We start from the raw sequence: 26,637 nt of genomic DNA on the forward strand, positions 1-26,637 counted from the left end.
GGGGGCGGTTGTGATTCGTGGGCTCCCGCTTCGGGCGCGGGAGTGCGGGCGTTACCTCACCTCCGGACGCGGCGGCGCATCTTCGGGGCGTTCGGCGCCGGTGTGTTCGGTGCCGGTGTGTTCGGTGCCGGCGTGTTCGGCGCCGGGGTGTTGGGTGCGGCGGTCGCGTCCGGCGTCGGCGGCGTCGCGGCTTTCGGTGCCTCGTACAGCGACACGAGCCCGTACACGCTCAACTCGACGAGGCCGGAGGTGATCTGCGACTCGCTCACCACCGACGAACCGCTCCCGCCGGGGTACCCCGACGAACCGCCCGGGGGGCCTCCGAAGGTGCCGCCGGGCATGCCGCCCGGCATACTGATCGGCCCGCTGCCCGACCCGCTGCCCGGTCCCATCGGAGTCGGGAACCCGGTCGACCCGGCCCCCGACGGGCGCCCCAGTCCCGGGCCGGCACTTCCGCCCCGCCCGAACTCCTCGCCGAACGACGCCGGACCGCTCCCCGATTCGAGGTTGCTGCCGCCGCTGGAGCCCGGGGTGATCCCCAGCCCTTCCAGGTTGCCGCGGAACCGCGTCCAGTTCACCTGGGTGATCTGGAACCGCAGCGGCGAGTTCGACAGGGCTAGGAGCACGTCCTGGATGTACGCCTGGTCGATCACCACCACCACCGCGACCGGCATCCGGCGCACCTGCTGCGTGACGGCCAGGTACCGCTTCTTGTTCCCGTCGGCGATCGCGGCCAGCGGCCCGCCGCCGATCGGCTTGGCGGCCCCCGCGGCGCCACCCACCCCGCCGGGGCCGCCCATCCCGGCGCCGATCGTGCCCGGCATGCCGCGCCCCGGACCGGCCATCGGGGGGCCGCCCGGCATCGCGGCCCCGCCCGGCATCGCGGCCCCGCCCGGACCCGTCGACCCGGAGCCGCCCGCCGCGTTCGGGTCGACCGCGTTGGGGTCCTTGGTGAACGTCTCGGAGAACAGGCCGCCGTTGGCGGTGGAGAGCGGCATCAGCAGCCCGGTGGTGGCGATCGGCTCGACGTTGCGCGCGTCCACCGCGGCCTGGTTCCCGATCACCAGCCAGTCGATCCGCTTGAGGGGGACGGTGCGGACGTCGTAGATCTGCTCGACGCGGACGATCTCGGCCCGGTCGAGGGTGGTCCCGGGGGGCAGGATGTTGAGGTCCTTGTCCGGCCCCACGACCTTCACGTTGGCGGCCACCGTCTGCGCGCCCCCGTCCTTGTTGACGGTCTTCACGGCCCCGCGGCCGGGCAGGAACTCGCCGCCGATCCGGAACACCACCGGCTGGGCGCCGGGGTCGCTGGACAGCCACACGTTCAGGGCCATGCCGTTGCCGCCGTCCAGCGACTTGCCGAACAACTGGAGCCGGTCCGAGATGTTGGTGAGGCTGCCGACGAGCCGCAACTGCCCGTTGGCGTCCCCGGGCACGATGTCCAGCTCCACCTCCCAGATGCGGTTGCGGAACTTCCGGGCCTTGGACTGGGGCGCCGCGCCTTTGGGCGCGGCGTTGGCCGCCACCGGCTCGAACTTGCCCATCTCGGTGTTCACGGACCGGAGCCCGGCCAGCAGGGACCGCTGCACCCACATGTCCTCAAGGATCAGCCACGCCTGGTCCTTCGTGATGAACACCTGGCCGAAGTCGTTGACGTGCCGCAGCACGTTCTGCCAGCCGCCGTTGAACTGAGTCGGGGCCATCAGGTCGGCCATCCCGGTGCCCGGCGAGAGCGTGCCGTCGGGCCGGACGGTCGCCGACGAGTACTCGTGCAGGTAGGTTTCGGCCCGCTGGAACTCGCCGTGGAGCGCGGTCAGGTCCGGGAGGTTGCTGCCGAACGGGAGCTGGCGCTCTTCCAACTGCCGGAACCGGTCGGAGTTGCCGGGCCAGCTGAACAGGGCCTTCTGCCGCTCCCAGTTCTCCTTGTGCAGGTCGCCCTGCTTCCGCTCCACGAGGGACGAGATCTTGTCCAGCTCGCTGATGAGCTTGACCGGCTTGACGTTCTGCTTTTTGCCGATGTCGCTCTCGGCGTCGGCGATGTCCTTCTGGCGGGCATCGATCCGGCTGCCCACCTTGGCGTCCACCACGATCACGCCGACGAGGGTGACGAGCGGGACCACGCCGCAGAGGATCCAGAAGTGGTGCTTCTTGACCGGACTTTCGCTTTTCATGCCTGCGAACCTCACTAGGCGGTGTTCGGCGACGGCCGCGGGGCGGCGATTGTTTCGGGCTCAACGGCGGGCGCGGGCGCGAACGGCCCGCACCCGCCGTGACGAATTCGATCAGGGCCGCGGCGTGGTCGGGGTGCCGGGGCGGTGCCCGCCGGCGCTCACCGCGGCTCAAGAGCGCCGGCGGCTCGGGGTTAACCTCGGACCCGTTCCGGCGTCACGGCGTCGTCGCCGCCGCCGCTGCCGCGGGGGTAGACGGGGTGGGCTCGCGCCAGAGCATCATTACGACGAACTCGAACCGGGTCTTGACATCCTGGCCGGGCGGCCGCTTGGCGTCGCCCGCCGGCGCCCCGGCGGCCCCGCCGCTGTGGCCCAGCCCGCTCCACGCGGGGGCGAGGGCCGCGGGCGCGGCCGTCCCGCCGTCCGCGCCCGACCCCGAGCCCATGCCGCCGGGCATCGCACCGGGGCCCATGCTGCTGGGCGGCGGCGGCCCGAGCGACCCCCGCCCCATCTCGCCGTCCCCGCCGCCGGGGCTGCCGAAGCCGCCGGGGCCGCCGGGACCGCCGAAGCCGCCCGCTCCGGCCCCGCCGAGCAGCCCGTCCAGGTAGGAGCCGCGCGCGATGTTGATGAACTGGCCGGGCTGCGGGTTGTAGACGGGCCACACCCCGTACACGAACGCGTGGCTCGTTTTCCCCTTCACCGGGTCGGGCACCCCCACGATGAACTCGCCCACCTTTTCTCGGCCCTGCTTGTCCTTCTTGGCGAACTCGTCGAGCCGCTGCAGGTTGCGGAGCAGCGACTGCTCGACGAACCGCCGGCCGCCGGTGTGGTCCGTGTACCCGCGGACCTCGATCACCCACGCCCCGCCCTCGGCCGCCTTCGGCTTCCACCGGCCCTTCTCGGCGTCCTTCTCCCGCTCGTCGTTCTTCATCCAGTCCGCGATCGGGTTCCCGAACCGGAACTGCACCTGGTCGTCGGCGGCGGCGAGGAACGCGGACGCGTTGGTCACCCAGCGGGTGTGGACGGTCTCGATGTTCAGGAACGCGAGCGCCTCGGGGTACTTCGAGCGGGAATCCTCGATGGCCCGCTCGATGGGCACCCCCTCGCTCATCCGCTGCACGAACCAGTCGTACGCCCGCTGGCCCGTCGCCCCGTTCCACAGCTTCGTCTGGTCGATGGGCGGGAGGTCCGGGCTGTCGTTGACCGTGCCCCCCACCTCGGTGAGGTTGCCGCCGTCCTTCGCGAGCCCGGGCCGCGGCAGGCTGGCGGTGAACACCTCCGTGAACCGCGGCCAGTTGAGCCGCTCCTCCTGGCCGGCGATGATGAGCTTGGTCTCGTCCTGCTTCTTGTTCTTCTCGGCCAGCTTCGTGTTGTAGGTGCTCTCCTGGGCCGAGTACTTGCTCCCGGCGTCCTTGGTCATCTGGATGCCCTTGTCGACGTTCTTGTCGGTCAGGGCCGCGTGCGGGCCGGAGAACCCGGCGGCCATCCCGCCCAGGCCCAGCAGCAGGGTCGCCGCCGCCGCCGCCGCGTACGGCTTCTTCGAGCGGATCACCCGGTCCATCCGGATGCTCTGGGGCAGCAGGTTGGTGGTGAGCCGCGCCTGCCCGAGGCCCTGGAGGGCCAGCCCGTAGGCGATCGGGAACGTGAGCAGGTTCTCCTGGAACAGCGGGTCGTTGAGCACCGCGTCGCCGGCCAGCTTCTCGAACCGGGCCGGCTTCTTCACCTCCAGCGACAGCTTGTCCGCCAGGTACTTCTGGAGCCCCGGGAGCTTGAACGCGCTGCCCAGCCCCACCATGTGCGCGACGTGCGCGTTGCGGTGCGTGTTGGTGAAGTACCCCAGCGACCGCTGCACCTCGCCGACGAAGTCGGTGAGCACCGGCTTGATCGCCTTGAGGATGCTCGCCATGTCCGGGCTCTTGGCGGCGTTCCGCTTGAGGTGCTCGGCCTTGGCGAACGTGAGCTTCAGCTCCTTCGTCAGCGCGCGGGTGAAGTTGTTGCCGCCCAGCGGGATCGGCCGCTGCCAGATGATCTTCCCGCCGTCGGTGATGATCAGGTTCGACGCGTCGGTGCCCACGTCCATCACCACGGTGCAGCGGCTCTTGCCCCGCGGGGTGTCGTCCTCCTCGGCCGCGGCCGGGTCGCCCTTCGGCTTGAGCAGCTCGTAGGTGGCGAAGTTGACCAGCGCCAGCGGGGACATCTGGATCAGGTGGACCTCGATCTTGCTGCCCGAGAAGTACCCCATGTACCGCGAGATCACGTCCCGCTTCATCGCGAACAGGCCGATCTCGGTCTCCAGCGCGAACCCGTCCACGGCCTCGCCGCCGCCGATCTTCTGGAAGTCCCACTCCACCTCGTCGAGCGGGAAGGGGATCTGCTGCTTGGCCTCGAACTTGACGATCTCCGCGATCTTCTTCTCCTCGACCGGCGGCAGCTTCACGAACCGGGCCAGCCCGGACTGCCCGGCGATCCCGACCGCCACCTCGTCGGTCTTGACGCTGTTGCGCGACAGGAACTTCTCGAGCGCCTCGCGGATCAGCAGGTCCACGTCGGCGTCCGGCTGGGACAGGATCTTGGAGTGCTCGACGTAGTCGAACGCGGTCGCGGTGGGCTTCCCGTCGATCAGCTCCAGCCGAAGGGCCTTGAGGGCGCACTGCCCGATGTCGATACCCCAGTACCCTTTCGCGACGGCCATATTGCGGTTCTCCGGGTGCGGGCGGAATCGCCCGCGGACTCCAGGTTTCGGCGGTCCGGGGCGCGGGCGGCGCCGGCGGTGAGCGGGGGACGTAAGCGTTCGGGGCGCGAGGTGCCCGTTTGGTTCACGGTATCACCCTCGCACCGCCACTGTCAACGAACTCAACGGCCGCACGGGCAAATTGTTGGCGCAAGTCGCGGGGTTAGGCACGTTCGTTAATTTCACCCGTTTTACACACACGTCTGAACCGGCGGTTATTAGACTTCTGTGTAGCCTCTAGCGTGCGGTTGTGTAGTACAGTATACGCTGACCTCGGGTGACACGTGGCCAAAACGTGGGCGAAAGTGTGCGCGGCCGGTGCGTGTGTTCTCGCTGTTTTGGTGGTCGCGCTGGTCCGCAACGAGGCGCTGACGGCCGCTCCCAAGCCGGACCTGAAGGCTTCGGCGCACTGGGTGTTCGATGTTGACGCGGTCTCGGCCAAAACGGTCGCCGACCGGGCCGGTAAGCTGCCCGCCACCCTCACCGGCGACGCAAAGGTCGTTACGGGCGAGGGCGGGAGTGTGTCGTTTCTGCATCTTACGGGGCCGGACGACGGCGCGATGGTTAAGGAGCGCGCGGCCGCGGGCGCCCCGTTCCTGCCGACCGAGGCCCTCTCGGTCGTGGCGTGGGTCCGGGTCGACGAGCCGACCGAGTGGGCCGGAGTCCTCGGCTGCTTCCAGGACAACGGCCCGGCGGAGGCTGGTTTTGTCGTGGGCTCGAATCTCAAGCGTTTCTTCTTCGGCCTCGCGACGAAGGGGGCGGACGACGGCGACGGCAAGATGACCTACCTGGAGTCCAAGACCGAGTACCAGCGGGGCAAGTGGTACCACGTCGCGGCGGTGTACGACGGTAAACAGATGCGGCTGTTCGTGAACGGACAGTTGGACGCCACGAGCGACGCCCAGTCCGGACCCGTGCTGCACGCGAAGGAGGCCCCGCTCGTGATCGGGCGCTACAAGGACCGGGACGAGGACTTCCCGCTGTTCGGCGCGATCCGGGAGGTGGCCCTCTGCACGCACGCCGTGGACGCGGGGCAGGTCGCGGCGCACTTCGCGGCCGACAAGGCGCTCGCGGAGGCGCCGCCGGCGGTGCCCGAGGGGCCGCGGTTCGTGGTCGCGCCGTACCTCCAGTACGTGACCCGCACGGGCGTCACGGTCATGTGGGAGACCGACGAGCCGTGTACGGCGGTGGTGGAATACGGCCCCACGTTCCCGCCCAAGCAGCAGGCGAAGGTGGAGGGGGCGAACGTGATGGGCGAGGTGCCGCTCGCGGGCCTGGAGCCGAACACGAAGTACTTCTACCGCGTCGTCTGCACCGACGCGCAGGGCCGCACGCTGGAGGGCAAGCCCTCGACCTTCATGACCGCGCCCGGCCCGAACGACGCGTACAGCTTCACGGTGATCGGCGACACGCAGCGCAACCCGGTGGTGACCGGGAAGGTGGCGAAGCTGATGTGGGAGCGCCGGCCGAACTTCGTGATCCACTGCGGCGACGTGGTGGACGACGGGGCCTCGAAGCTGCAGTGGACCGGCGACCTGTTCCGGCCGTGCGCCGAGCTGTTCAGCCGGGTGGCGGTGTTCCCGACCATCGGCAACCACGAGAAGGACCACCCGTACTACTACAAGTACTTCGCCCTGCCGAAGCCCGAGTACTACTACTCGTTCACCTACGGCAACGCCGAGTTCTTCGTGCTCGACACGAACTCCAAGCGGAACCTGAAGGCGGACGGCGAGCAGTACAAGTGGCTGGACCGGGCGCTGGCCGCGTCCACCGCCAAGTGGAAGGTCTGCTACCACCACCACCCGGCGTACTGCTCGGACGACGACGACTACGGCAACACCTGGAAGGGGAGCAGCACCTACGGCGACGTGCGGGTGCGCAGCTTCGTGACCCTGTACGAGAAGTACAACGTGGACGTGGTGTTCAACGGCCACGTCCACGTGTACGAGCGGTCGTGGCCGATCCGCGCCGGCAAGGTGGACCAGAAGAACGGCATCATGTACGTGACCAGCGGCGGCGGCGGCGGCGGGCTGGAGAACTTCGCGCCGACCCCGCCGTTCTTCAAGGACCAGTTCCGGTCGGACCACCACTTCTGCTACGTCACGGTCCACCAGGGGACGTTCAAGCTGCACGCGTTCGACCAGGAGGGGCGCCTGTTCGACCAGTTCACGATCAAGAAGGACTGACGCCGGCCGCGCGGCGGCGCGGCCGTTGAACCGCGCCGCCGCGTACACGCGCGCATAAGAATGTTCTGGGCCGGGCCGGCGCGCCCCGGCCGGCGCCGCGAACCCGGGCACCACCAGCCGTCCAACGGAACGCTCATGAGCGAGTCGAACGGGGCACCGAAGTACGTGGAAGTGGCCGCCGCGCTGGAGGTCCAGATCGGCACCGGGAAGTGGGACGGCGGCCGGATGCCGAGCGTGCGCGGGATCGCCACGCAGCACGGCGTGAGCGTCGTGACCGCGTCGCGGGCGCTCCAGATCCTGCGCGACAAAGGGCTGATCCACACGGTCGAGCGGTCCGGCAGCGTCCGGGTGCCGCCGCCGACCGCGGACCGGTGGGCGCTGGTGCTGCGGCTCACCCCGGGGCCGTGGCAGAAGGCCACCATCAGCCTGAGCCGGGTCGGGTTCGAGGCGCTGGCCCGGCGCGAGCCGATGCACCTCGAGTCGGACGCGTTCCCGCTGGCCCAGAACCTGACCGAGGCGCAGATCCGGGTCACGGTGCGGCGCGCCCGGGACGCGGGCGTCGGCGGGGCGTTCCTGCTCCCGTCCCGCCACAGCGACGCGGAGATGCGGCTGGACGAGCGGTTCCTCGACGCCTGCCGCGCGGAAGCGCTGCCGGTGGTGCTGCTCGAGCGGAACCTGCGCGGGAACAACCGCGAGCTGAGCCACGACCTCGTGGCGGCCGACGACCTGGACGGGGCTGCCCGCTGCACCCGGCACCTGCTGGACCTCGGGCGCCGCCGCATCGGGATCGTGGTGGCCTCGCCGACCAGCAGCCACAACGACAAGGTGTCGGGGTACCTGTTCGCGCTGCACGCGGCGAACCAATCGCGCACCGGCCCGAAGCTCGAGCCGGTGGTGCTGTACCAGAACTCCGACCAGTCCAACCGCGAGGCGTACTCGGTCCTGGCGGACCAGATCCGGCAGCACGGGCTGGACGGCGTGCTGTGCTACCAGGACTACACCGCGATGGGGCTCATCTTCGAGCTGCTCAACCGCGGGCTGAAGGTGCCCGACGACGTGGCCGTGGTCGGCGCCGACGACCTGCCCATCGGGGAGCAGTTCGCCATCGGCATTACGACATACGCCTATCCGTCCGATGGTATGGCGGAGCAGGCGGTGCGGCTCATGCGGGAGCGGCGCCAGAACCCGGGGCGGCGGCCGTTGAAGGTGGTCGTGCCCGGGCACCTGATCGTCCGCGAGAGCTCCATCGGGGTCCAGCGCACGGCGGACGGAGGGTACAGTGTCCAGTGACAAGCGGGCGGACGTGGCGGTGGTGGGCGCGGGCATCGTCGGCCTGGCGTTCGCGTGGGAGGCGGCGCGGCGCGGGCGCTCGGTGGTGCTGTTCGACCGCACCCCGGGGCCACAGGGCGCGTCGGTGCGGAACTTCGGGATGGTGTGGCCGATCGGTCAACTGCCGGGGCCGGCCTACGACCGGGCGCTGCGGAGCCGCGCCCGGTGGCTGGAGCTGAAGGAGCGGGCCGGGCTGTGGGTGTCCGAGTGCGGGTCGCTGCACGTCGCCCACGACGACGACGAGGACGCGCTGCTCCGAGAGTTCGCGGAGCTGGCGCGCCCCGGCGGGATCCGGTGCGAGTACCTGCCGCGCGCCGACGCGCTGGGCCGGTTCCCGGCGATCAACCCGGCGGGGTTCCGCGGCGCCCTCCACAGCCCGACCGAGCTGGCCGTGAACCCGCCGGACACGCTCGCCCGGCTGCCGCGGTTCCTGGCGGACGCCCACGGCGTGCAGTTGCGGCTCGGCGAGGCGGTGACGAGCGTGGAGGCGCCCCAGGTCCGCACCGCCGCCGGCGACGTGTGGCGGGCGGACCGCGTCTTCGTGTGCTCCGGGGCCGACTTCGAGACGCTGTTCCCGGAGACGTTCGCGGCCAGCGGCATCCGCCGGTGCAAGCTCCAGATGATGAAGACGCGACCGCAGCCCAACGGCTGGCGCGCCGGCCCCCACATCGCTGGCGGTCTTACACTGTGCCACTACAAGGCGTTCGAGCTGTGCTCGACGCTGCCGGCCCTCAAGGCCCGGATCGCGGCCACCATGCCCGAGTACGTGAAGTACGGCATCCACGTGATGGCGTCGCAGAACGACCGGGGCGAGGTGGTGATCGGCGACTCGCACGAGTACGACGCCGACATCAGCGTGTTCGACAAGACCGAGATCGACGAACTGATCCTGAAGGAACTGCGGACGATGATCGACGTGCCGGACTGGACGATCGGCGCGCGGTGGCACGGGGTCTACGCGAAGCACCCGGAGAAGCACTTCGTGACGCACGAGCCGCACCCCGGCTGCGTGATCGCGGTGGCCCCCGGCGGCCTCGGGATGACCATGTCGTTCGCGCTGGCCGAGGACTGGTGGAACGCGAACACTTAAGAGGAGTCGCAAGTCCCAAGTCCGCAGGTCGCAAGCCACAAGTCCGGGAGTCGCAAGTCCGGGAGTCGCAAGTCCGCAAGTCGTAAGGCCGAAGACCTCCGGTGTGAGGGTCTTCGGCCTTACGACTTGCGGACTTGGGACTTGTGGACTTGCGACTTTTGACCTACCGCCACCGCACGGTGAAGCAGGAGTTGCCCAGGACCATCAGCTCGCGCTCGGCGTACCCCTGGCACTCGAGCACATCGAGGAGTTCTTCGGCGTCGCTCAGTGCGGTCACGGTCGCCAAGTTCCATTCGCTCAGGGTAACGGGCCGGAGTTGGCAGCCGGTGGCGAGCGTGTCCGCGGCCGGATCGGACAGGCCGACGACCGTGTTGTCGCTCGCGAGCACCACGTCTTTGGCCTTTGCGGTAACCACGTAAGCCGCCGCAAGGCTGAGGGCAACGCCGCCGACCGTCAGAAGGGTGAGCATCATGATCGAGCCCTCAGGTGCCGTACTCCGAATGTAGCGGAACCGTAGAACAGGAAGCCTACACGGCTGAGAAATTCGTCTGAAAAACCGGAATATTCGGAACCTTCTGCGCCGGGCGAAAGAGATCGTGTTGGGCGCGAAACAAGTGACGTGCAATTAGGCTCAGGCAGTTGCTTACCCAAGTTAACCAAGTTAACAAAAGGAATCGCGGGTGCCCGACTGTTAGTCATTGTACCCATGCCAAGCGGGCACGAGTAACAAATATGACGATTGGGAGAGTAGCGAAAACGGTGCCGCGATTTGTGAGAAATGAGGTGCCGGCCGTTGGACTGATTTACGGATTCAAAGCGGTCCGAACCGGAACTTGATCCCCTCCCAGCACTCGGCGGTGGGCACCATGAGAGAACGGGCGACCCTTTTCGCGGTGTCCAGCCGCGAACGGTAAGCCGAGGCCGACGAGCGCAGTTGCGCTGCGCTTTTTGTGACGGTCTGCATTGCTCAACCACATCTCTAAGGAACTAGGCGTAGTCGGAGGCAATGCCCCCAGCCCGCAGCGGCTCAACGGTTCGGCGTCACCCACCAAAGTCGCCCGCACTCGTCGCCCTCTTCAACTTGTTCAGGTTCGGCGGGATCGTTAAGTTACCAATCGGTCGAACGGAAGACCGTGGCCTACTAGCCTACGTTGGCTACTCAACGAGGATGATCGTGAAGGGACGTCACCGGGATAACAAGTGTTTTCTCACCTGCGAAGCACTCGAACCACGGCTAACCCCGACGAGCTCGGCGATTGAGGGGGATCTCAGCAACGACGTTCTGCCGCCGTGGCCGGCGGCTCCAGTCTGGGGGGATCTGTTCAGCGGGTACGCCGGGACGGTTTCATTCGCGCGTATTGATGACGTGACCGGCGACGGCCAAAACGACTCCGTCGCCTGGGCCAGTGACAACGGCCACGTGGTCGTGTTCGATGGGCGCACCGGAGTCGCAGTTCGTAGCTTCTTGGCGTCCTCTGGCTACATTGGGACGACCGACGTGAACACGGGGGACCTCGATGGCGACGGCTACGCCGACATCATTACCGGGGCCGGTTTGAACGGCCACGTAAAAGTGTTCGACGGGCGGACGCTGAGGTCCGCAGCTTCTTGGCGTACCCCGGTTATACCGGGGCCATGAACGTGAGCACCACACGCTTCGGGAGCTCCGGCGCTGTTAGTGTGACTTCACCGCCGATCGTTGCCGAAGGCAAACACTTCCTGGACATGACGGGCGACGGCGGTGCGGACCTGCTGACGGTTGCTCAAGAAGGTGGTCACGTTAAGGTTTTCAACGGTCAGACCAGCACCGAGGTGAGGAGCTTTCAATCATACGCCGGGCACACCGGCCCGGTGTCGCTGGCACTGTCGGATGTCAATCGCGACGGCATTCCGGATTTCATCACGGGCGCCGATGTCGATGGTCACATGAAGGTGTTCGACGGGCGGACCGCTGCCGAGGTCCGTAGCTTCTTGGCGTTCCCGGGCTTCTTCGGTGCCATTGATGTGAGCACGTCGAATCAAAGTCCCGATGAGTTCCAGTACATCAATGCAAGAGTCAGGCAAGGCGTCACTAACAGTACGTTTGACGGCCGTACCGGGGAGCTTGTCTACAGCTTCGTCGACCGAAACGGGGTCGGGGCAGTAACGAGCGAGGACGTTCCGTAAGCGTTCGTGACTGCCAGATCTCTTTCTGTTCCAAACCGCCCGACGCTTTTCGCACTATCTCGTAGGCGGTGCGGGACGGTGTGGTCATGCCGAGCCTGCGGGCGCCGCGTTCAGAACGAGTCGAACGCGACGCCCGTGCGGTTGGTCGGTTGGATACCCTTCGGTCAGCCGAAGGCGGGCGAGGTGCCTGCCCCGCAACTTCAATACCCGGCGCGCTTACGCTCCCGCCTTGGCGTCGCGGGCGATCAGGTCGTTGACCCGCTTGGCGAACGCCACCGGGTCCGGGACCTTCGACCCTTCCGCCACCACCGCCTGCTCGTACAGCAGGCGGGCGTAGAGGTCGAGCCGCACGTCGGCGGCGTCCTTTTCGTGCAGCGCGCGGACCGCTTCGACGGTCGCGTGGTTGGGGTTCAGCTCCAGGACGCGCTTCGCGGTGCCGGCGTCGCGGCCCATGCGCTCCATGAGCCGCTCCATGTGCGCCGACACCCCGTGCGCGTCGGCCACGAGGCACGCGGCGCTCTCGGTGAGCCGGTTCGTGAGCCGCACGTCCGCCACGTCCGGCAGCTTCTCCTTCAGCGCGCCGAGCAGCGCCTTGAACCGCTCCTTGTCGCCGTCCGGCACGTCGCCGCCCCCGGCCGCCTCGCCGCGGTCCGCCGCCACCAGTTTCTTGCCCTTGTACTCGCCGAGCTGCGGGATGGCGAACTCGTCGATTGGGTCGGTGAGCAGCAGCACGTCCTGGCCCTTGGCCCGGAACGCTTCCAGGTACGGCGAGTGCCGGAGCTGCTCCGCCGATTCGCCGATCAGGTACGCGATGTCCTTCTGGCCCTCGGGCATCTTCCCGACGTACTCGGCCAGCGTCGTGAACTTGCCCGCCTCGGTGTTCGCGCTCTCGAACAGCAGCAGGTCGGCGATCTTCTCGCGGTTGCTCCAGTCGCGGGTCAGCCCCTCCTTCAGCACCGTGCCGAACGCCTTGTAGACGCCCAGGTACTTGTCGAACTCGATGTTCTTCATCCCCCCGAGCGATTCCAGCACGTTCTTGACGACGCTCTTCTGGATCACGTCGAGCAGCGGGTTCTGCTGGAGCAGCTCGCGCGACACGTTCAGCGGCAGGTCGGCCGAGTCCACCACGCCCTTCACGAACCGCAGGTAGGTGGGGAGCAGTTGCTCGCACCGGTCCATGATGAGCACGCGCTGCACGTACAGCTTCAGCCCGGCGACCGGCTCCTCGTAATCGAACCCCCACGGCTTGCGGGCCGGGACGAAGCACAGCACCTTGAACTCGGTCTTCCCCTCGGCGGCGTAGTGGATGATGTCCGCGGGGCCGTCGCTGTCGTGCGTGAGCGACTTGTAGAACTCGTCGTACTCCTCCGGCTTCACCTCGCTCTTGGAGCGGAGCCAGATCGCCTTGCGCGAGTTGAGCGTCTCCTCGGTGACCTCTTTCTTCTTCTCCTCGCCCTCGCCCACCTCCTTCTCGACGTCCATCGTGACGGGGTGCTCGAGGAAGTCCGAGAACTTCCGCACCAGCGAGCGGAGCCGCCACTGATCGAGGAAGTCCTTCGCGTCGTCCTTGAGGTGCAGGATCACGTCCGTCCCGCGGGCCGGCTTCTCGGCCGCTTCGAGCGTGTACGCCCCCTGCCCGTCGGACTCCCACCGGGTGCCATCACCCGGTGAGCCCGGGCCGCGGGTGACCACCGTCACCTTGTCGGCGACCATGAACGCGGAGTAGAAGCCGACGCCGAACTGCCCGATCAGCCCCGGCGCTTCGCCGGACTTGCCGGCCTGCTTCGCGGCCTCCAGGAACGCCTTCGTGCCCGACTGGGCCACCGTGCCGAGGTTGGCGATCACCTCCTCGCGCGTCATCCCGATCCCGTTGTCGGAGATGGTCAGCGTTTTCGCTTCGGCGTTGGGGGTGAGTTTGATCTTCCAGTCGGTGTTGCCTTCGAGCTTGTCGGCGTTGGCCAGCGCGTCGAACCGCACCTTGTTGATGGCGTCCGAGGCATTGGAGATCAGCTCGCGGAGGAAGATCTCGCGGTCCGAGTACAGCGAGTGCGTGATGAGGTGCAGGAGCTGCTTCAGTTCGGCTTTGAACTCGAGCGTTTCGGCGGCCATCGTTTGAACCCCAGAAAATCGGAAGCCGCTGCCACCGCACGGCAGCGGGCACACGGAACGTCAGAGCCGGCCCTGCCGAAGCAACCGCCCGATATGCCGTAACTTACGGCGAAAGTGACGGACGGCAGGGTGACAAAATGTCAGTATATTGTTGGGATGTCCCACACTAATGCGATCTGCGTGCCATTTCGTGACCGGGGGAGACCGGCGACGCCGGATTCGGTCTTTCGACTCAAGTGTCAACCCGGACGGCCCAATCTGCCGAAACAGGTCGTGACGGATGCGCCGGATGGCCCAGCCCGGCGCGCACTTCCATAGGAGTCAGGGATGACGACTTCGCAGGTGACGGTGAGGACGCTCGCTGCGCTGACGCTGGTGGTCGGGTTCGCCGCTGCCGCGCGTGCCCAGCCGGCCCCGGTGACGGTCGAGTGGGCGCTCAAACAGACCCCGAAGCAGCCCGGGGTGAACGTCTCGACCCCGCCCGCGGCGGGGTGCCGGATCGCGCCCGTTCTGAACCCGGACCCGAAAGCGGGCGGCAAGTCGATGGGCTCGCTCCTGAAAGGCCCGGACGACAAGCCGGTGCGCCAGTTCGTGAGCTACGACGACAAGAGCTTCAACATCATCGTGTACTACCTCGACGGGGTCGAGGCGTACCGCGAGGTGTACATGCCGGACCCGAAGGAGCCGTTCCAGTTCCGCTGGGTCGGCCCGAACGGCACCAAGTGGGGGCTGGACCGCAACCGCGACGGGGTCATCGACGAGTGGGCGGTGATCTCCCCCGAAGAGGTGAGCCAGGAGGTGGCCGCGGCGCTGGCCGCGAACGACCCGAAGCGGCTCGCGGCGCTGGTGGTGACCCGCGAGAACCTCGCCGGCCTCGGGCTCCCGGCCGCGGACGTCAACCAGGCGCTCGCCCGCGCGAGCGGGGTGCCCAAGCGGCTGGCGGACACCGCCGCGGCCCTCAAGCTGAGCGACAAAGCGCGGTGGTTGCACGTCGAGTACGGCATCCCGAGCGTGCGCCCCGCGGACGCGTTCAACGGGCGCGAGGACTACACCGCCTACAAGAACGGCACGGTGTTCGTGGAGGACGGCGGGAAGGGCGTCCCCTTCCAGATGGGCGAGCTGGTGCAGATCGGCCGCGCGTGGAAGCTCGTGGACGGCCCGGCGCCGGGCGCCGCGGTGCAGCAGGTGAACGCCGGCGGGGCCGAAGCGGCCCCCGTGCCGGACGAGATCCGCACCCTGGTCGAAAAACTTAACGATCATGACAAGACGGGCTCTGGGCTGACCTCCCCACAGGAGATCGCCAAGTTCAACGCGGTTCGCGCCGGCATCCTTGAAGAAATCAACAGCCAGCTCAAGGACGAGAGCAAGAAAGAGACCTGGATCAAGATGCTGCTGGACAGCCACGCGGCGGCGGCCGAGGGCGATAAGGCCGGCAACAAACACTTGGTGCGGATCGATCAGTTCAAGAAAGCGTATTCGGCGCCGGGGGCGAACGCGGCCATCGCCTCTTACGCGGCGTTCCGGCTGATCCTCGCCGAGAACGCGGTCGCGATGGCGAACCTGCCGCCGAACGGGCAACTCGGCCCGATCCAGGACAAGTGGCGTGAGTCGCTGGAAGAGTTCGTGAAGGCGTACCCGCAGAGCACCGACGCCCCCGAGGCGCTGTGGCGGCTGGCGATGGCGCACGAGCACTCCGGCGCGAAGGACGGCGAGGCGAAGGCGCGGGCCGCGTTCGAGGCGCTGGCGAAGGGCCACGCCAACACCGCGCAGGGGCTGAAGGCCGCGGGCGCGCTGAAACGGTACGACGCCGAGGGCAAGCCGCTGGAGCTGGTGGGCACGGTGCTGGGCACCACGCAGCCGTTCAACGCCGCCCAGCCGGGCAAGGTGGTGGTGCTGTACTACTGGGCGAGCTGGAGCCAGTCGCTGCCGGAGGACGCCAAAAAGCTCCAGTCCCTGATGAAGGAGTACGAAGGGAAGGGGCTGGCGGTGGTGACGGTGAGCGTGGACCACGACCCGAAGGTGGCGGCCGAGGCCGCGAAGAAGGTCGGGCTGCCCGGCACCCACCTGTTCGCGGAAGGCGGGCTGGACGGCAGCGCGCTGGCCGCCGCCTACGGCATCCTGGCCCCGCCGCACGCGTTCGTCGTCGGCAGGGACGGCAAGATCGTGAACCGCAAGGCCCAGGTTCAGACCCTTGAGGACGACCTCAAGAAGCTGTTCAGCGACAAGTAACCGCCGGCGAGCGGGGCACGGGTTCCGGGGTTCGGTCGGGCGTTCGCACGCGGGGGGCTTGTGCCCCCCGCTTTTGTTATTATGGGTGTTTGGCGTTCGTTGGTGGTGGGGACTTACGCCCCCGGCTCGCCTTTGATACTGTGGCCACATGAGCACTCCCTTCGCCGCCGAAGTCGCCGCCGCCCGCACCGCTCAGGGATCGTGGGGGCAGCATCCCGTTCGTGAGCGCCTTCGGTGCGTCCGCAAACTGCGGGCGCTACTGGTCGAGCGGATGGACGCCGTCGGCGAGGCCATCGCGGCGGACATCGGCCGCCCGGCGCTCGAGATCGCGGGGAGCGAAATTCTCCCCACCGCTGCGGCGCTCAAGTTCCTCGAAAAGCGCGCCGCCCGCGCCCTCGCCCCGCGGGCCGTGTCGTGGTGGGACCAGCCCACTTGGCTCATGGGCAACCGGGATGTCGTTCACCACCGCCCCTGGGGCGTGGTCGGGGTCATCGGGACGTGGAACTACCCGGTGTTCCTGAACGTCGGGCAGATCGCGCAGGCGCTCGTCGCGGGCAACGCGGTGCTGTGGAAGCCGAGCGAGAATGTGCCCCAAACGTCGGCCGCGACGGCCCAGCTCTTCCGCGACGCGGGCTTCCCCCCGGCCCTGCTTCAGGTGCTGCCGGCGACCCGCGAGGCCGGGCCGCAACTGGCCGAGGCGGACGTGGACCACGTCGTGTTCACCGGGTCGGACGTGGTCGGCCGGAAGCTCGCGGCCCGGCTGGGCGAGCGGCTCGTCCCGTCCACCCTGGAGCTTTCCGGGTGCGACGCGATGTTCGTGTTCGCCGACGCCGACCTCGCGATGGCCGCGAAGGCGGCGTGGTTCGGGCTGTCGATCAACCGCGGCCAGACCTGCATCGCGGTGCGGCGCGTCTTCGTGCAGCGGCAGTGGTGCGAGGCGTTCGTGGCGCTGCTGAAGCCGCTGATCGAGCGGGCCGGCCCGATGGGGCTCGTCACCCCCGGACAACTCACCCAGGCCGAGCGGCTCATTCGGGACGCCGTCAAGCGCGGGGCGACGGCGGTACCGGTTCCCACCGGCGAGGGCAACGACGGCCCCGTCGGCGGGGGGACGGCTTCCGCCTCCCTGCGCCCGACGGTTCTGATTAACGTCCCGGCGGACGCGGCGTTCTGCCGCGAGGCGTGCTTCGCGCCGGTCACGGCCGTCATCCCGTTCGACACCGCCGATGAGGCGCTGGCGCTGGCGAAGCTCTCGCCGTTCGGGCTGTCCGCGTCGGTGTTCTCGGCGGACGTTGAGGCGGCGCGCGCGTTCGCGGCCCGGGTACCGTCGGGGAGCGTCGTCATCAACGACGTGCTCGCGCCGACGGCCCACCCCGCGACCCCGTTCGGCGGGCGCGGGGCCAGCGGCTGGGGCGAGACCCAGGGCCGGGAAGGGCTGCTCGCGATGACCACTCCGCAGGTGGTGACCGTTCACAACGGCACGCTGCGCCCGCACCTGGACGACGCCGCGAACCCGGACCCCGCCACGGGCGAGATCCTGCGCGGGCTGATCCGGTTCTCGCACGGGCGCGGGCTGCGGCACAAGCTCGGCGGGCTGTGGCAGATGGTGCGGGGCGTCCGGCGCAAGAAGAAGTGACGGCCCGGCGCCCGGGAGAAATAATTGAAACTCAATTAATGATTGGGTTTGGCCGTCCGGCAAGTTCTTGCCACAGTTCCATTGCCCCGGTATGATGCGCTCCGCTGGGTGGAACCAAAACCCCGAGGCGCGCCGTGTTCTCGCCCGTATTTTGCCAGCGGTGCCAGAAGTCTCAGGCCCTTCTGCCGAGCGGTGTGTGCTCGGCGTGCGTAGCCCCCGGCGCCAGCGCGCACACGTCACCAGAAGTACCGTTCCCGAGCGGCTTTGTGTACGAAGGGCCGACGACGCCCGCGCCGCCGTTCTTTTTCGCCCCGCAATCGGCCTCCGCCGTCCGCCCGCTGCCGGCCCCGCCACCCGGGTTCGATCTGCTCCGGCGGCTCGGTGAGGGCGGAATGGGCGACGTGTACCTGGCACGCGAGTGCCCGTCCGGCCGAGAAGTCGCGCTGAAGTTCTTGAAGCGCCCCGAACATTACGTCGCGCACCAGCGCTTCGTGACCGAGTTGCAAGTCTTGGTCGAACTGGCGCACCCGAACATCGTTCCAGTGTACGCGTCGGACTTCATGCGCTCCACCCCGTTCTTCACTATGGAGCACGCCACGGGCGGTTCGCTGTCCGATGTGTTCGGGGCGGGCGAAGGAGGGCCGAATCCGCTGACGCTGAAGGACGCGACCCACATCATCCGCGTCGTCGCCGGGGCGATCGCGGCGGCGCACGCGAAGGGCATCATCCACCGCGACCTGAAGCCAGGTAACGTGCTGCTGTTCGGCGGCCCCCGGGAGTGGGACAAGCTGAAAGTGGCAGACTTCGGGCTGGCACGACGGCTGAGCGCCGCAGGCGACGAGAACCTTACGGTGCCGACCGACACGATCGGTACCCCGGGGTACGCGCCGCCGGAACAGGTGTCCCGGGCGAACGGCGACATCGACTTCCGGGCCGACGTGTACGGGCTCGGGGCGACCCTGTACCACCTGCTGACCGGTCGCGCCCCGTTCACCGGCCCGACCCAGGCGTCCGTCATCGAGCAGGTGCTCGCGGACCCGCCCGAGCGGGTCCGCAAGCGCCGCCCCGAGGTGCCGCTGCGCCTGGAAGCGATCGTCCTGAAGTGCCTCGCGAAGGACCCGGCGGACCGGTACGAGTCGGTTACGAGCTTCCTGGCGGACCTGGACCGGTACGAGGCCGGGTTGCGTCCCAACGCGCCCTTGATGACCCGGCGGCGGCGGGCGCGGTACTGGGCGAACGATCGCCGGCACGCCCTCGCCGGCGCGGCGGCGTTGATGTTCCTCACCTCGATCGGGTCGGTCGGGGCGATGCGTGGGGTGGGATTGGGATCGGCGGACGCCGGTGTTATCAGACCGCCCTTGGTGCCGGTGCCGAAAGTGGCCGATCTGCCGGCCACGCCGTCCGCCGTCACTTTCTGCGCCGAACTGACGGCCGAAGATGTGACCCGTGCCCTCCGGAACGGGCAGCGCGTCGAGTTGCTCGGCCGGAGCGGACCGCGGACCCCGATCGGGTGGGGCCTGAACCCCTGTCCGGCCACATTGCCGGAAGGAGGCGGCAACGGCCTCGTGCTCAAAGGCCGGGAGGGTTGTGCCCTCCAACTTCTTGCCGACCCGGGCGTTGACAGCTACCGGATCCGCGCCGTTCTTCGCCAGGACCGCCGGACCCCACCGGTCGGGCCGGCCGGCAGCGGAATAACCCATGTGCCGCGCGTCGGGATCGTCCTCGGATACCGCCGGATCAAGGCAAATGACTGCACCGTTAATGCGTTCGTGACCGCAACGATTTGTGAATCGGGACGGAACGGGCAAGAGGCCGGTGAGCTCGCATTGACGGATTGCGGTGTGATCGAATACCCGCTGGAACGGCCTTCTTGGTGCAGGTACCCCAACGGGCGCTTGCCGCTCACCGCGAACGAAACGACACCTTCGCCCCGGACGCTGGAAGTTGACGTGACTCCGCAGAAGCTCGTTTTCCGCCACGGGGGCCAAGAACTCGTCCGGCCGACCGTAATCCCGCGGGGCTGGGTCGCCATCGAAGACGCGCTGAACGCGAACCCGCAGCTCGGGGGACAGGTCACTCTTGGTGCGTGGTCCCCGCGGCGCCCGGTCGGCATCTGGGTCCAGGAGTCGTGGGCGACCGTGCTCAGCTTCAGTATCGAGCCGCTGCCCAAATAGCGGGGAGAGGGTTTATGGCGTCACACGTTTCAATCTCCAACCTGAGCAACGACGATTCCCAATCGGCCCCTTACGAACTCGTAGTCGAGTACATTGCGGACGCCGGCGGGTTGGAAGTGGTCATCGAGTACAACGGCATTTCCGTGGCGGCGCAGGACGCCTCTCAAACGTCCGGGTCGCTCTCATTCTCCCTGAATTATCTCAACAGCACGATCGGGGAGACGGTCCGAGCCGTGCTCCGTGTCAAAGCCGCCCCTAACACCCTTGTCGACACGGACACCCGCACCGGACTCAGCTTCGAAACCGACAGCCCTCCTTGATGGCGCGAGCCGGGCCTAATTTTGCGACACCCGTCGCACCAGCCGGCTCGTTGCGCTCGCGTGATCTCGCACCCCGAGTTCGTAGACGCGAACCGCAGTTTCTACGGGTTGAGCCCGGGGCGCCTGCGGCTCAAACACGTCGCCGCTCGCGGCGGACCCGAGTGAACTCGCGTTCGGCTCGGGCTTATAAGGTTTTGACGGCCGCGATCCGGCCGCGGCCCGCGGGCGCCTCCGGTTCCGAGTGGCGTCCCTATCTATAACAGCAACGCACCCGGGCACGGATCGGGGTCGGTTCGCGCCCGCGGCTCACGCTTTAAGAAGGAACGCCGAGCTCATGGCCGACGCCATCACACGACGCGCGACGAACTACGCCCAGTGGTACCTGGACATCGTCAAAGAGGCCGGGCTGGCCGACAACTCCGACGTCCGCGGGTGCATGGTCATCAAGCCCACCGGGTTCGCGCTGTGGGAGAAGATGCAGAGGGCCCTCGACGGCCTGTTCAAGAGCACCGGCCACGTCAACGCGTACTTCCCCCTGTTCATCCCCATGAGCTTCCTCGCGAAGGAGGAGCAGATGGCGGAGGGGTTCGCGAAGGAGTGCGCGGTGGTCACCCACTACCGGCTCAAGGCCGAGCCCGGGAAGCCCCTGCACGTCGACCCCGCCGCGGAGCTCGAGGAGCCGCTGATCGTCCGCCCCACGTCCGAAACGATCATCTGGAACACTTACAAGAAGTGGGTCCAGAGCTACCGCGACCTGCCGCTCCTCATCAACCAGTGGGCGAACGTGGTGCGCTGGGAGATGCGCACCCGGCTGTTCCTGCGCACCGCCGAGTTCCTCTGGCAGGAGGGGCACACCGCGCACGCCACCGCGAAGGAGGCCGAAGAGGAGACCCTCCAGATGGTCCGCGTGTACCAGAAGTTCGCGGAAGAGTGGATGGCGATGCCCGTGCTGGTCGGCCCCAAGACCGACGGCCAGAAGTTCCCCGGGGCCGTGTACACGCTCTGCATCGAGGCGATGATGCAGGACGGCAAGGCGCTCCAGGCCGGCACTTCGCACTTCCTGGGGCAGAACTTCGCGAAGGCGTTCGACGTGAAGTTCAAGGACCAGAGCAACAAGGAAGAGTACGCGTGGGCCACGAGCTGGGGCGTGAGCACGCGCCTCATCGGCGGGCTCATCATGACCCACTCGGACGACAACGGGCTGGTGGTCCCGCCCCGGCTCGCGCCGACGCACGTGGTGATCGTGCCCCTCGGGAAGAACGACGCCGAGCGCGGCCCCTCGATCGCGGCGGCCGAGAAGCTGGCCGCCGAACTCCGCGCGCTGCCCCGCGACGACTTCTTCGGGTACGAGCCGATCGGCGTGAAGATCGACACGCTGTTCGACAAGCAGCCCGGGTTCCGGTACGCGGAGCACGAGGTGCGCGGGGTGCCGGTGCGGGTCGAGATCGGGCCGAAGGACATTGAGAAGGGCGCGTGCGCGGTCGCGCGGCGGGACGTGCCCGGGAAAGAGGGCAAGCAGTTCGGCGTCCCGCTCACCGGGGCCGCGGAGCACGTCAGCAAGCTGCTCCGGGACATCCAGGCGAGCCTGTACGCGCGGGCCAAGGCCTACCGCGACGCCAACCTCGTCACCGCGAACACGCTCGACGAGTTCAAGTCGCTGTTCCCAATCGAGAAAGACGAGGGCGGGGCGGCCGGCGGGCTGAAGTTCGTGCTGGCGCACTGGGACGGCACCCGCGAGACCGAGGACCGCGTGCAGGCCGAGTACAAGGCCACCATCCGGTGCCTGCCGTTCGACGGGCCGCAGGAGTCCGGGACGTGCATCTTCACGGGCAAGCCCAGCGCGCGCAAGGTCGTGTTCGCCCGCGCGTACTGAGCCATGCAAATCTTTCGCGGACTGGGCCGCTGGCCGCTGCGGATCGGGTTCTCGCCGGACGGCTCCCTGCTCGGCGCCGGCGACGACCGCGCGTTCCACATGTGGGACGTGGGCGGCAGCCCGGACCCGCTGTGGACGGTGGACAACGGCCCGCTCGGGCGCACCTTCACGTTCGTGCCCGACGGCGGGGCCGTTACCGCCATCTACTACAGCGGGCTCCTGTGGTTCGACGCGCGAACCGGCGCGCGGACCGACGGGCCGGCGCTGACCGCGAGCCACACCCACCCCGCGCCCGACGGCTGGACCGTCGTCTCCGTGGCGCGCGACCAGGCGACGGGAGTGCAGCGGTTCCGCGCGCTGCGGCCGACCGTGAGCGGGTGGACGGAGCTGTGGCACCACGACCGCACGTTCAACCCGCACCTCGAGTGGCACGGGTACCGGGCGCTGCTGTTCGCGCCCGACGCGACGCGGCTGGCGCGGGTCCGCTCGCTCGACCGCTCCGTGCAGAACGTGTCGCGGACGGGGATCGAGGTGTTCGACCTCGCCACCGGCGAGGTCCTGGCGGACTGGGTGGGCCAGTTGCCGACCTACGCCCGCGAGGGCGCCGTCAGCCCGCAGGGCGTCGCGGTTCTGCTCCGCGAGCGGGCGCTGTTCGTGGTCGACACGGCGCGGCCCGAATCCGAACCGGTGAAGCGGCTCAACTCGACGCTCAAGCACTTCACCTCGGTCGCGTTCTCGCGCGACGGCGCTCAACTGGCAACGACCAGCAACGACACCGCCGCGACGCTCTGGGACGTGACCGCCTGGGAACCGCGGCGGCGCTACGAGTGGGACATCGGACGGTTACGTACCGTCTGCTTCGCCCCGGACGGGTTGCGGTGCGCCGCGGGCGGCGACACCGGGCAGATCGTGGTTTGGGACCTCGACGATTGAGAGGGGCCGGCCGCCCGAGGGGCCGATTGGAACCCGGCCGCGTTGTGGCGAGCCACGCGGACCGACGCCCATGCACGATCTCGGCCCGACGTGACGCCGCACAATAAAAAAAGCCGCGCGACGAGTCGCGCGGCTTCGTGTGAGCCCGTTCGCCAACTCAGCAGATGGCGGTCGAGGTCGGGTCGTTCGGCAGCACGTTGATGCGACGGCCGCCCTGGTCGAAGTACACTTTGCCTTCCACCAGCGAGAAGATGCTACAGTCCTTCGCGATCCGCACGAACCGGCCCGGGTGGAACTTCGTGCCGCACTGCGTCACGATGATGCTCCCCACCGTCACCGCCTGCCCGCCGTAGGCCTTCAGCCCGCGGCGCTTCGGCAGCGAGTCGCGACCGTTACGAACTGAACCCTGACCCTTCTTGTGTGCCATTCTCTTATCCTCCCCGGAACCTGATTTCTACGCAGGATGGAGTATTGTATCGGTTATGCGAGGGTGGGCAAGGCGCTGTTTCGGGTGTGGGTGCCAACCTGATTTTCTGCGGGACGTTACTGTGCTTCTGGAAAAACAACTCGGAGGCTGGCGGTTGTCGGCCCCAACTACACTCAAAGGACACACCCGACGGGCGGCGTGAGCAAGGTCAAAGGGAAATATATCTCAAAAGGCACCACGCGAGAAGCGTTGAGCGTATTTGAAACGTCTCAGCTAATGCCGGCCGACTAGTGGCCAGCTCTCCAAAGATGTGTATCGGCTTGTCGCGTGCTGGGGCTGGGGGCGATTTTCCGCCGAGCATGCTGCGGTGAACGGCCTAATTCGCAGCCAAACGCCAAAAGCTATGATTGCACTGGTGGAAAATTACGGTGGATGATAAAATCATCTACGGATGCGAGGAGAGATCGTATCCAAATGGCGTTATTTAGGATAATGACACCGTGTTGCGCAGACAGTTTCGATTCCGTTTAGCGATGATGGTCCTCCTGTGCCTCGGCTGCGTCTATTGCAGTTCCAATGCCAGTGGGGCAGCGGCGGTGGCGGGCGTCAGTTTCAACCCCCTCCCATCGCCGGGCGCCAATAAAGGATCGTACACGGTTGGCCTGACTTGGGCGAACTGTGGCAACAACATCGGCTCGCTAACCGTTAACCTCTGGACGGCGAAGAAGGCGAAGCTCGTCGATCAGCCGACTTTGATGGCAACCCAACAGAACCCAATTCTGCCACAAGGGACGCATAGCTGGAACCGTACCGGAATTGCATCGGGGACCGTAATCTCCATCGCCGAAGGAATCGTGTTCGACAACACTCCGAACAATGCACAAGTCATTGCTACCACTGGGCCGCTCGACGCAACGAGTTTCCCCGTGCCGTTCAACGGTTGCACGATTCCGTGATTTCTATTTCTGTTCAGTTCGTCCTGTGAAAGTTCACAGCGTGTGAGGTTCTGCCGGGCGAGTGAATCGTCTGTGGACGCGGTAGGATCGAAGAGGAGGTCGACAATGGATCGCCGTCGGAGCGGGTTTTCTCTCATCGAAGTCCTCGTCGCGCTGGCGGTCCTCGCCGTCCTCATCGGGTTACTCCTTCCCGCGATCCAACGGGTTCGGGCCGCTGCCGCCCGAACCGAGGAGTTAAATAAGATCCGCCAAATCGGCCTCGCGGCACACGCCTTCGCCGCGGACCATCAGGGGAAACTGCCCAACGTCGAGTACGTTGAGCCGTCGCTCGGGTTGTCGCTGTTCGACTCGCTTGGAAATTACCTGGAGATTTCGACCAGCACGAGCGAGAGCTACAACCACCCGCGATTCCTCCAAAGTCGCTACGACCCGACCTTCGCGACACCGGTTCCCGAAACGAGTCACGCGGATTGCAGTTACGTCTCCAACGCCGTCGTGTTTCGCGCCGGAGCGTCACTCGATACGACCTTCGCGGACGGCACGTCCTCAACCATCGCTTTCTCTCAGCACTACGCCAAGTGCGGCCCGGCCGCGTGCTCTTGGTCGCTGCTCGGTCCGTCGTGCTTCGAGTATGGCACCAACCGACGGATTCCTTGCGACCCTCCTCACACCCGCCGCGCCACCTTCGCAGATGATGGTTACAACGATGTCCTGCCGCTGACGCGGGGGGCACCGCCCATCAGCACTGGTACGACGCCGGGGGTGACGTTCCAGGTCCGGCCTTTGCCAGTAGATTGTAATTTTCGCGTGCTCCAATCGTTTTTCACGGATGGCCTTCTCGTCGCTCTGGGCGACGGGAGTGGGCGCCTGATCCGGCCATCCATTGATCCAACGGTTTTTTGGGGTGCGGTGACGCCGGCAGGAGGAGAAATCATCACTGATTGGTAGAGCCGTGTTGAGGCTCGTGTCGCAAGACGCACCTGTAAGGCCGCGCGGGACGGTGGTGCCCTGAGTCGTTGTACGGCTGGATAGACCAATCGATTGACGAGTGGGCAGGTGTCGCCGGTGAGCCCGCGACCATCGCCGAGGTTCGTATTCGGTACCGGCGCGTCCCGCACTCGACGTGCTGGGGCGCACGAGTCAATAGAAACTGTAGCTGAAATCGCTGAACGTGGTCGAGACGCAGTGTGTATTCGAGTCGTCGCGCCAGTAGTGCATGTAAGGCAAACGGGATGCCATCCGAAACTCACCTTGGGAGCCTCACCCGCTCCGGCACGAACAGGATCGTCCCCAATTTCGGCCCCGCCGCAAACTCCGTTGACCGCTTGTTATCATCGCGACAACACATCACCAACTTGTCCGCGCCGTCGAACTTGTAAATGCCTTCAGTTGCTGTTTTTGTCCGTGAGGTCAATCGCCGCGGGCTTTCGGGAGGGGCGAGTTTCACCGCTGCAACGCCGCCGCTGTTGTATTGTGGAATCAGCTTGCCACCAGTGAACGTCCACAAGCGGTTTTTCCGTTCGCCCGCCCGGACTGGCTCCAACCTTTCGTTACGGTCGCCATTTGTCAGTGGCTTCGGAGCCGCTCCCGCTCCCGTTTCGCATCCTTGTCGGCACGAACGTGCCCCAGGGCGAGAACGGAATTGTCACGCAGCCGAGAACAGGCCTCGGTGAGCCTCCAGAGCGGTCGTAAGAGGCATTTCGTACTGCCCGCCGACGGCACACACACTTTGGCCATGTGAGTGGCGCTGCGGCCCCTTTTGCCCACGAGATGACGACCAGTGAAATCCGTGAAGAGGCTGATGTGGGGAATTTGGGCAATGTGCGCCGGTGGGCGAAACAGGCGCGACGGTTGCATACTGCGGGGGCAGCGCGGCCACGTCGGCCGCTCGACTCTCTGAGGTGCTTTTGATGCGCGCTCTCGCACTGTTCGCCCTGACCCTGGCGTCGGTCGTCTCTCTCACCGCCGACGCGTCGGCCTGCTGCAAGCGTAAGAAAAAAGCCGCGGCAGTGGTGACCTACGCCGCACCGGCGTGTGACCCGTGTGGCGGGGCTCCCAGTTACTACCACGGTCAGCCGAGCTACTACGGCCAGCCGAATTACTACGGTCAGCCGGGCTACTACCACGGCTCACAGTACGGTCACCCGGGCGCGTACGTCGTTCCGACCGGCCCGACCCTAATGCCGGGCGCGGTCGTTCCGGGCACCATGCCGCCCAAGTGAGTGGGGCCGGCGTTCCTACTTTTGACGCATCGGGCGGGGGGGGGGGGGGGGGGGGGGGGGGCGGCCCGCCCGCGCGGGGGGGGGGGGGGGG

20 protein-coding genes are annotated in these 26,637 nt (G+C 67.4%); 14 read left to right on the top strand and 6 right to left on the bottom strand.

Annotation, left to right across the window (positions count from 1 at the left end; all coding sequences use genetic code 11):
- Positions 1-56: 56 nt before the first annotated feature.
- Together R5W23_RS19615 and pilM are read right to left on the bottom strand one after the other, a co-directional pair.
- On the bottom strand, positions 57-2,171 hold the full coding sequence (locus tag R5W23_RS19615; protein ID WP_320687748.1) for a hypothetical protein: 2,115 nt from the start codon (positions 2,169-2,171) through the stop codon (positions 57-59).
- A 214-nt stretch (positions 2,172-2,385) separates the two neighbouring features.
- Positions 2,386-4,860 carry a type IV pilus assembly protein PilM gene (gene pilM, locus R5W23_RS19620; RefSeq protein WP_320687749.1) on the bottom strand — a complete coding sequence of 825 codons (2,475 nt, stop codon included), beginning with the start codon at positions 4,858-4,860 and terminating at the stop codon, positions 2,386-2,388.
- Positions 4,861-5,183: 323 nt separating this feature from the next.
- On the opposite strand from pilM, the gene R5W23_RS19625 reads away from it, so the two are divergent.
- The 3 genes from R5W23_RS19625 to R5W23_RS19635 all read left to right on the top strand — a co-directional run bounded on the left by R5W23_RS19625 (position 5,184) and on the right by R5W23_RS19635 (position 9,504).
- Positions 5,184-7,085 carry a LamG-like jellyroll fold domain-containing protein gene (locus R5W23_RS19625; RefSeq protein WP_320687750.1) on the top strand — a complete coding sequence of 634 codons (1,902 nt, stop codon included), beginning with the start codon at positions 5,184-5,186 and terminating at the stop codon, positions 7,083-7,085.
- A 135-nt stretch (positions 7,086-7,220) separates the two neighbouring features.
- Positions 7,221-8,375, top strand: a complete 1,155-nt coding sequence (locus tag R5W23_RS19630; RefSeq protein ID WP_320687751.1) for a LacI family DNA-binding transcriptional regulator — start codon at positions 7,221-7,223, stop codon at positions 8,373-8,375.
- On the top strand, positions 8,365-9,504 hold the full coding sequence (locus tag R5W23_RS19635; protein WP_320687752.1) for a TIGR03364 family FAD-dependent oxidoreductase: 1,140 nt from the start codon (positions 8,365-8,367) through the stop codon (positions 9,502-9,504). The genes R5W23_RS19630 and R5W23_RS19635 overlap by 11 nt, the downstream gene beginning before the upstream one ends.
- A gap of 163 nt (positions 9,505-9,667) precedes the next feature.
- Here the strand turns inward: R5W23_RS19635 and R5W23_RS19640 are convergent, their stop codons facing one another.
- The gene (locus R5W23_RS19640; RefSeq protein ID WP_320687753.1) at positions 9,668-9,976 is read right to left on the bottom strand and encodes a hypothetical protein; all 309 of its coding nucleotides are present in this window, start codon (positions 9,974-9,976) and stop codon (positions 9,668-9,670) included.
- 534 nt (positions 9,977-10,510) lie between these two features.
- Here R5W23_RS19640 and R5W23_RS19645 point away from each other — a divergent pair.
- Together R5W23_RS19645 and R5W23_RS19650 are read left to right on the top strand one after the other, a co-directional pair.
- Entirely contained in the window at positions 10,511-11,143 is a 633-nt protein-coding gene (locus tag R5W23_RS19645; protein WP_320687754.1) for an FG-GAP repeat domain-containing protein, read from the top strand.
- Positions 11,144-11,145: 2 nt separating this feature from the next.
- Positions 11,146-11,670: an FG-GAP-like repeat-containing protein gene (locus tag R5W23_RS19650; protein ID WP_320687755.1), complete on the top strand. Its 525-nt coding sequence runs from the start codon at positions 11,146-11,148 to the stop codon at positions 11,668-11,670.
- Between the two features lie 216 nt (positions 11,671-11,886).
- On the opposite strand, the gene htpG is transcribed toward R5W23_RS19650, so the two are convergent.
- On the bottom strand, positions 11,887-13,779 hold the full coding sequence (gene htpG, locus R5W23_RS19655) for a molecular chaperone HtpG (protein WP_320687756.1): 1,893 nt from the start codon (positions 13,777-13,779) through the stop codon (positions 11,887-11,889).
- A gap of 327 nt (positions 13,780-14,106) precedes the next feature.
- On the opposite strand from htpG, the gene R5W23_RS19660 reads away from it, so the two are divergent.
- From R5W23_RS19660 to R5W23_RS19685, 6 genes are all read left to right on the top strand, one after another.
- Complete coding sequence (locus tag R5W23_RS19660) at positions 14,107-16,008, top strand: redoxin domain-containing protein (protein WP_320687757.1); 1,902 nt, start codon at positions 14,107-14,109, stop codon at positions 16,006-16,008.
- 148 nt (positions 16,009-16,156) lie between these two features.
- On the top strand, positions 16,157-17,641 hold the full coding sequence (locus tag R5W23_RS19665) for an aldehyde dehydrogenase family protein (protein ID WP_320687758.1): 1,485 nt from the start codon (positions 16,157-16,159) through the stop codon (positions 17,639-17,641).
- A 266-nt stretch (positions 17,642-17,907) separates the two neighbouring features.
- Entirely contained in the window at positions 17,908-19,815 is a 1,908-nt protein-coding gene (locus R5W23_RS19670; protein ID WP_320687759.1) for a serine/threonine-protein kinase, read from the top strand.
- 14 nt (positions 19,816-19,829) lie between these two features.
- Complete coding sequence (locus R5W23_RS19675) at positions 19,830-20,135, top strand: hypothetical protein (RefSeq protein ID WP_320687760.1); 306 nt, start codon at positions 19,830-19,832, stop codon at positions 20,133-20,135.
- 334 nt (positions 20,136-20,469) lie between these two features.
- Positions 20,470-22,008: a proline--tRNA ligase gene (proS, locus tag R5W23_RS19680; protein ID WP_320687761.1), complete on the top strand. Its 1,539-nt coding sequence runs from the start codon at positions 20,470-20,472 to the stop codon at positions 22,006-22,008.
- A gap of 3 nt (positions 22,009-22,011) precedes the next feature.
- A complete protein-coding gene (locus tag R5W23_RS19685) occupies positions 22,012-22,941 on the top strand; it encodes a WD40 repeat domain-containing protein (protein WP_320687762.1) in 930 nt (309 codons plus the stop codon).
- 157 nt (positions 22,942-23,098) lie between these two features.
- Here the strand turns inward: R5W23_RS19685 and R5W23_RS19690 are convergent, their stop codons facing one another.
- Positions 23,099-23,368 (bottom strand): 50S ribosomal protein L27, encoded by a 270-nt coding sequence (locus R5W23_RS19690; protein WP_261190533.1) that lies wholly within the window; start codon positions 23,366-23,368, stop codon positions 23,099-23,101.
- 500 nt (positions 23,369-23,868) lie between these two features.
- Between R5W23_RS19690 and R5W23_RS19695 the strand changes: the two genes are divergently transcribed.
- Both R5W23_RS19695 and R5W23_RS19700 read left to right on the top strand, forming a co-directional pair.
- Positions 23,869-24,324 (top strand): hypothetical protein, encoded by a 456-nt coding sequence (locus R5W23_RS19695; protein ID WP_320687763.1) that lies wholly within the window; start codon positions 23,869-23,871, stop codon positions 24,322-24,324.
- Between the two features lie 105 nt (positions 24,325-24,429).
- On the top strand, positions 24,430-25,272 hold the full coding sequence (locus R5W23_RS19700) for a prepilin-type N-terminal cleavage/methylation domain-containing protein (protein ID WP_320687764.1): 843 nt from the start codon (positions 24,430-24,432) through the stop codon (positions 25,270-25,272).
- A 298-nt stretch (positions 25,273-25,570) separates the two neighbouring features.
- Here the strand turns inward: R5W23_RS19700 and R5W23_RS19705 are convergent, their stop codons facing one another.
- Positions 25,571-25,831, bottom strand: coding sequence for a hypothetical protein (locus R5W23_RS19705; protein WP_320687765.1), 261 nt, complete (start codon positions 25,829-25,831; stop codon positions 25,571-25,573).
- A gap of 403 nt (positions 25,832-26,234) precedes the next feature.
- On the opposite strand from R5W23_RS19705, the gene R5W23_RS19710 reads away from it, so the two are divergent.
- Entirely contained in the window at positions 26,235-26,546 is a 312-nt protein-coding gene (locus R5W23_RS19710) for a hypothetical protein (RefSeq protein ID WP_320687766.1), read from the top strand.
- Positions 26,547-26,637: the final 91 nt, after the last annotated feature.

It is taken from the genome of Gemmata algarum (assembly GCF_034097035.1).
GTDB lineage: Bacteria > Planctomycetota > Planctomycetia > Gemmatales > Gemmataceae > Gemmata > Gemmata algarum.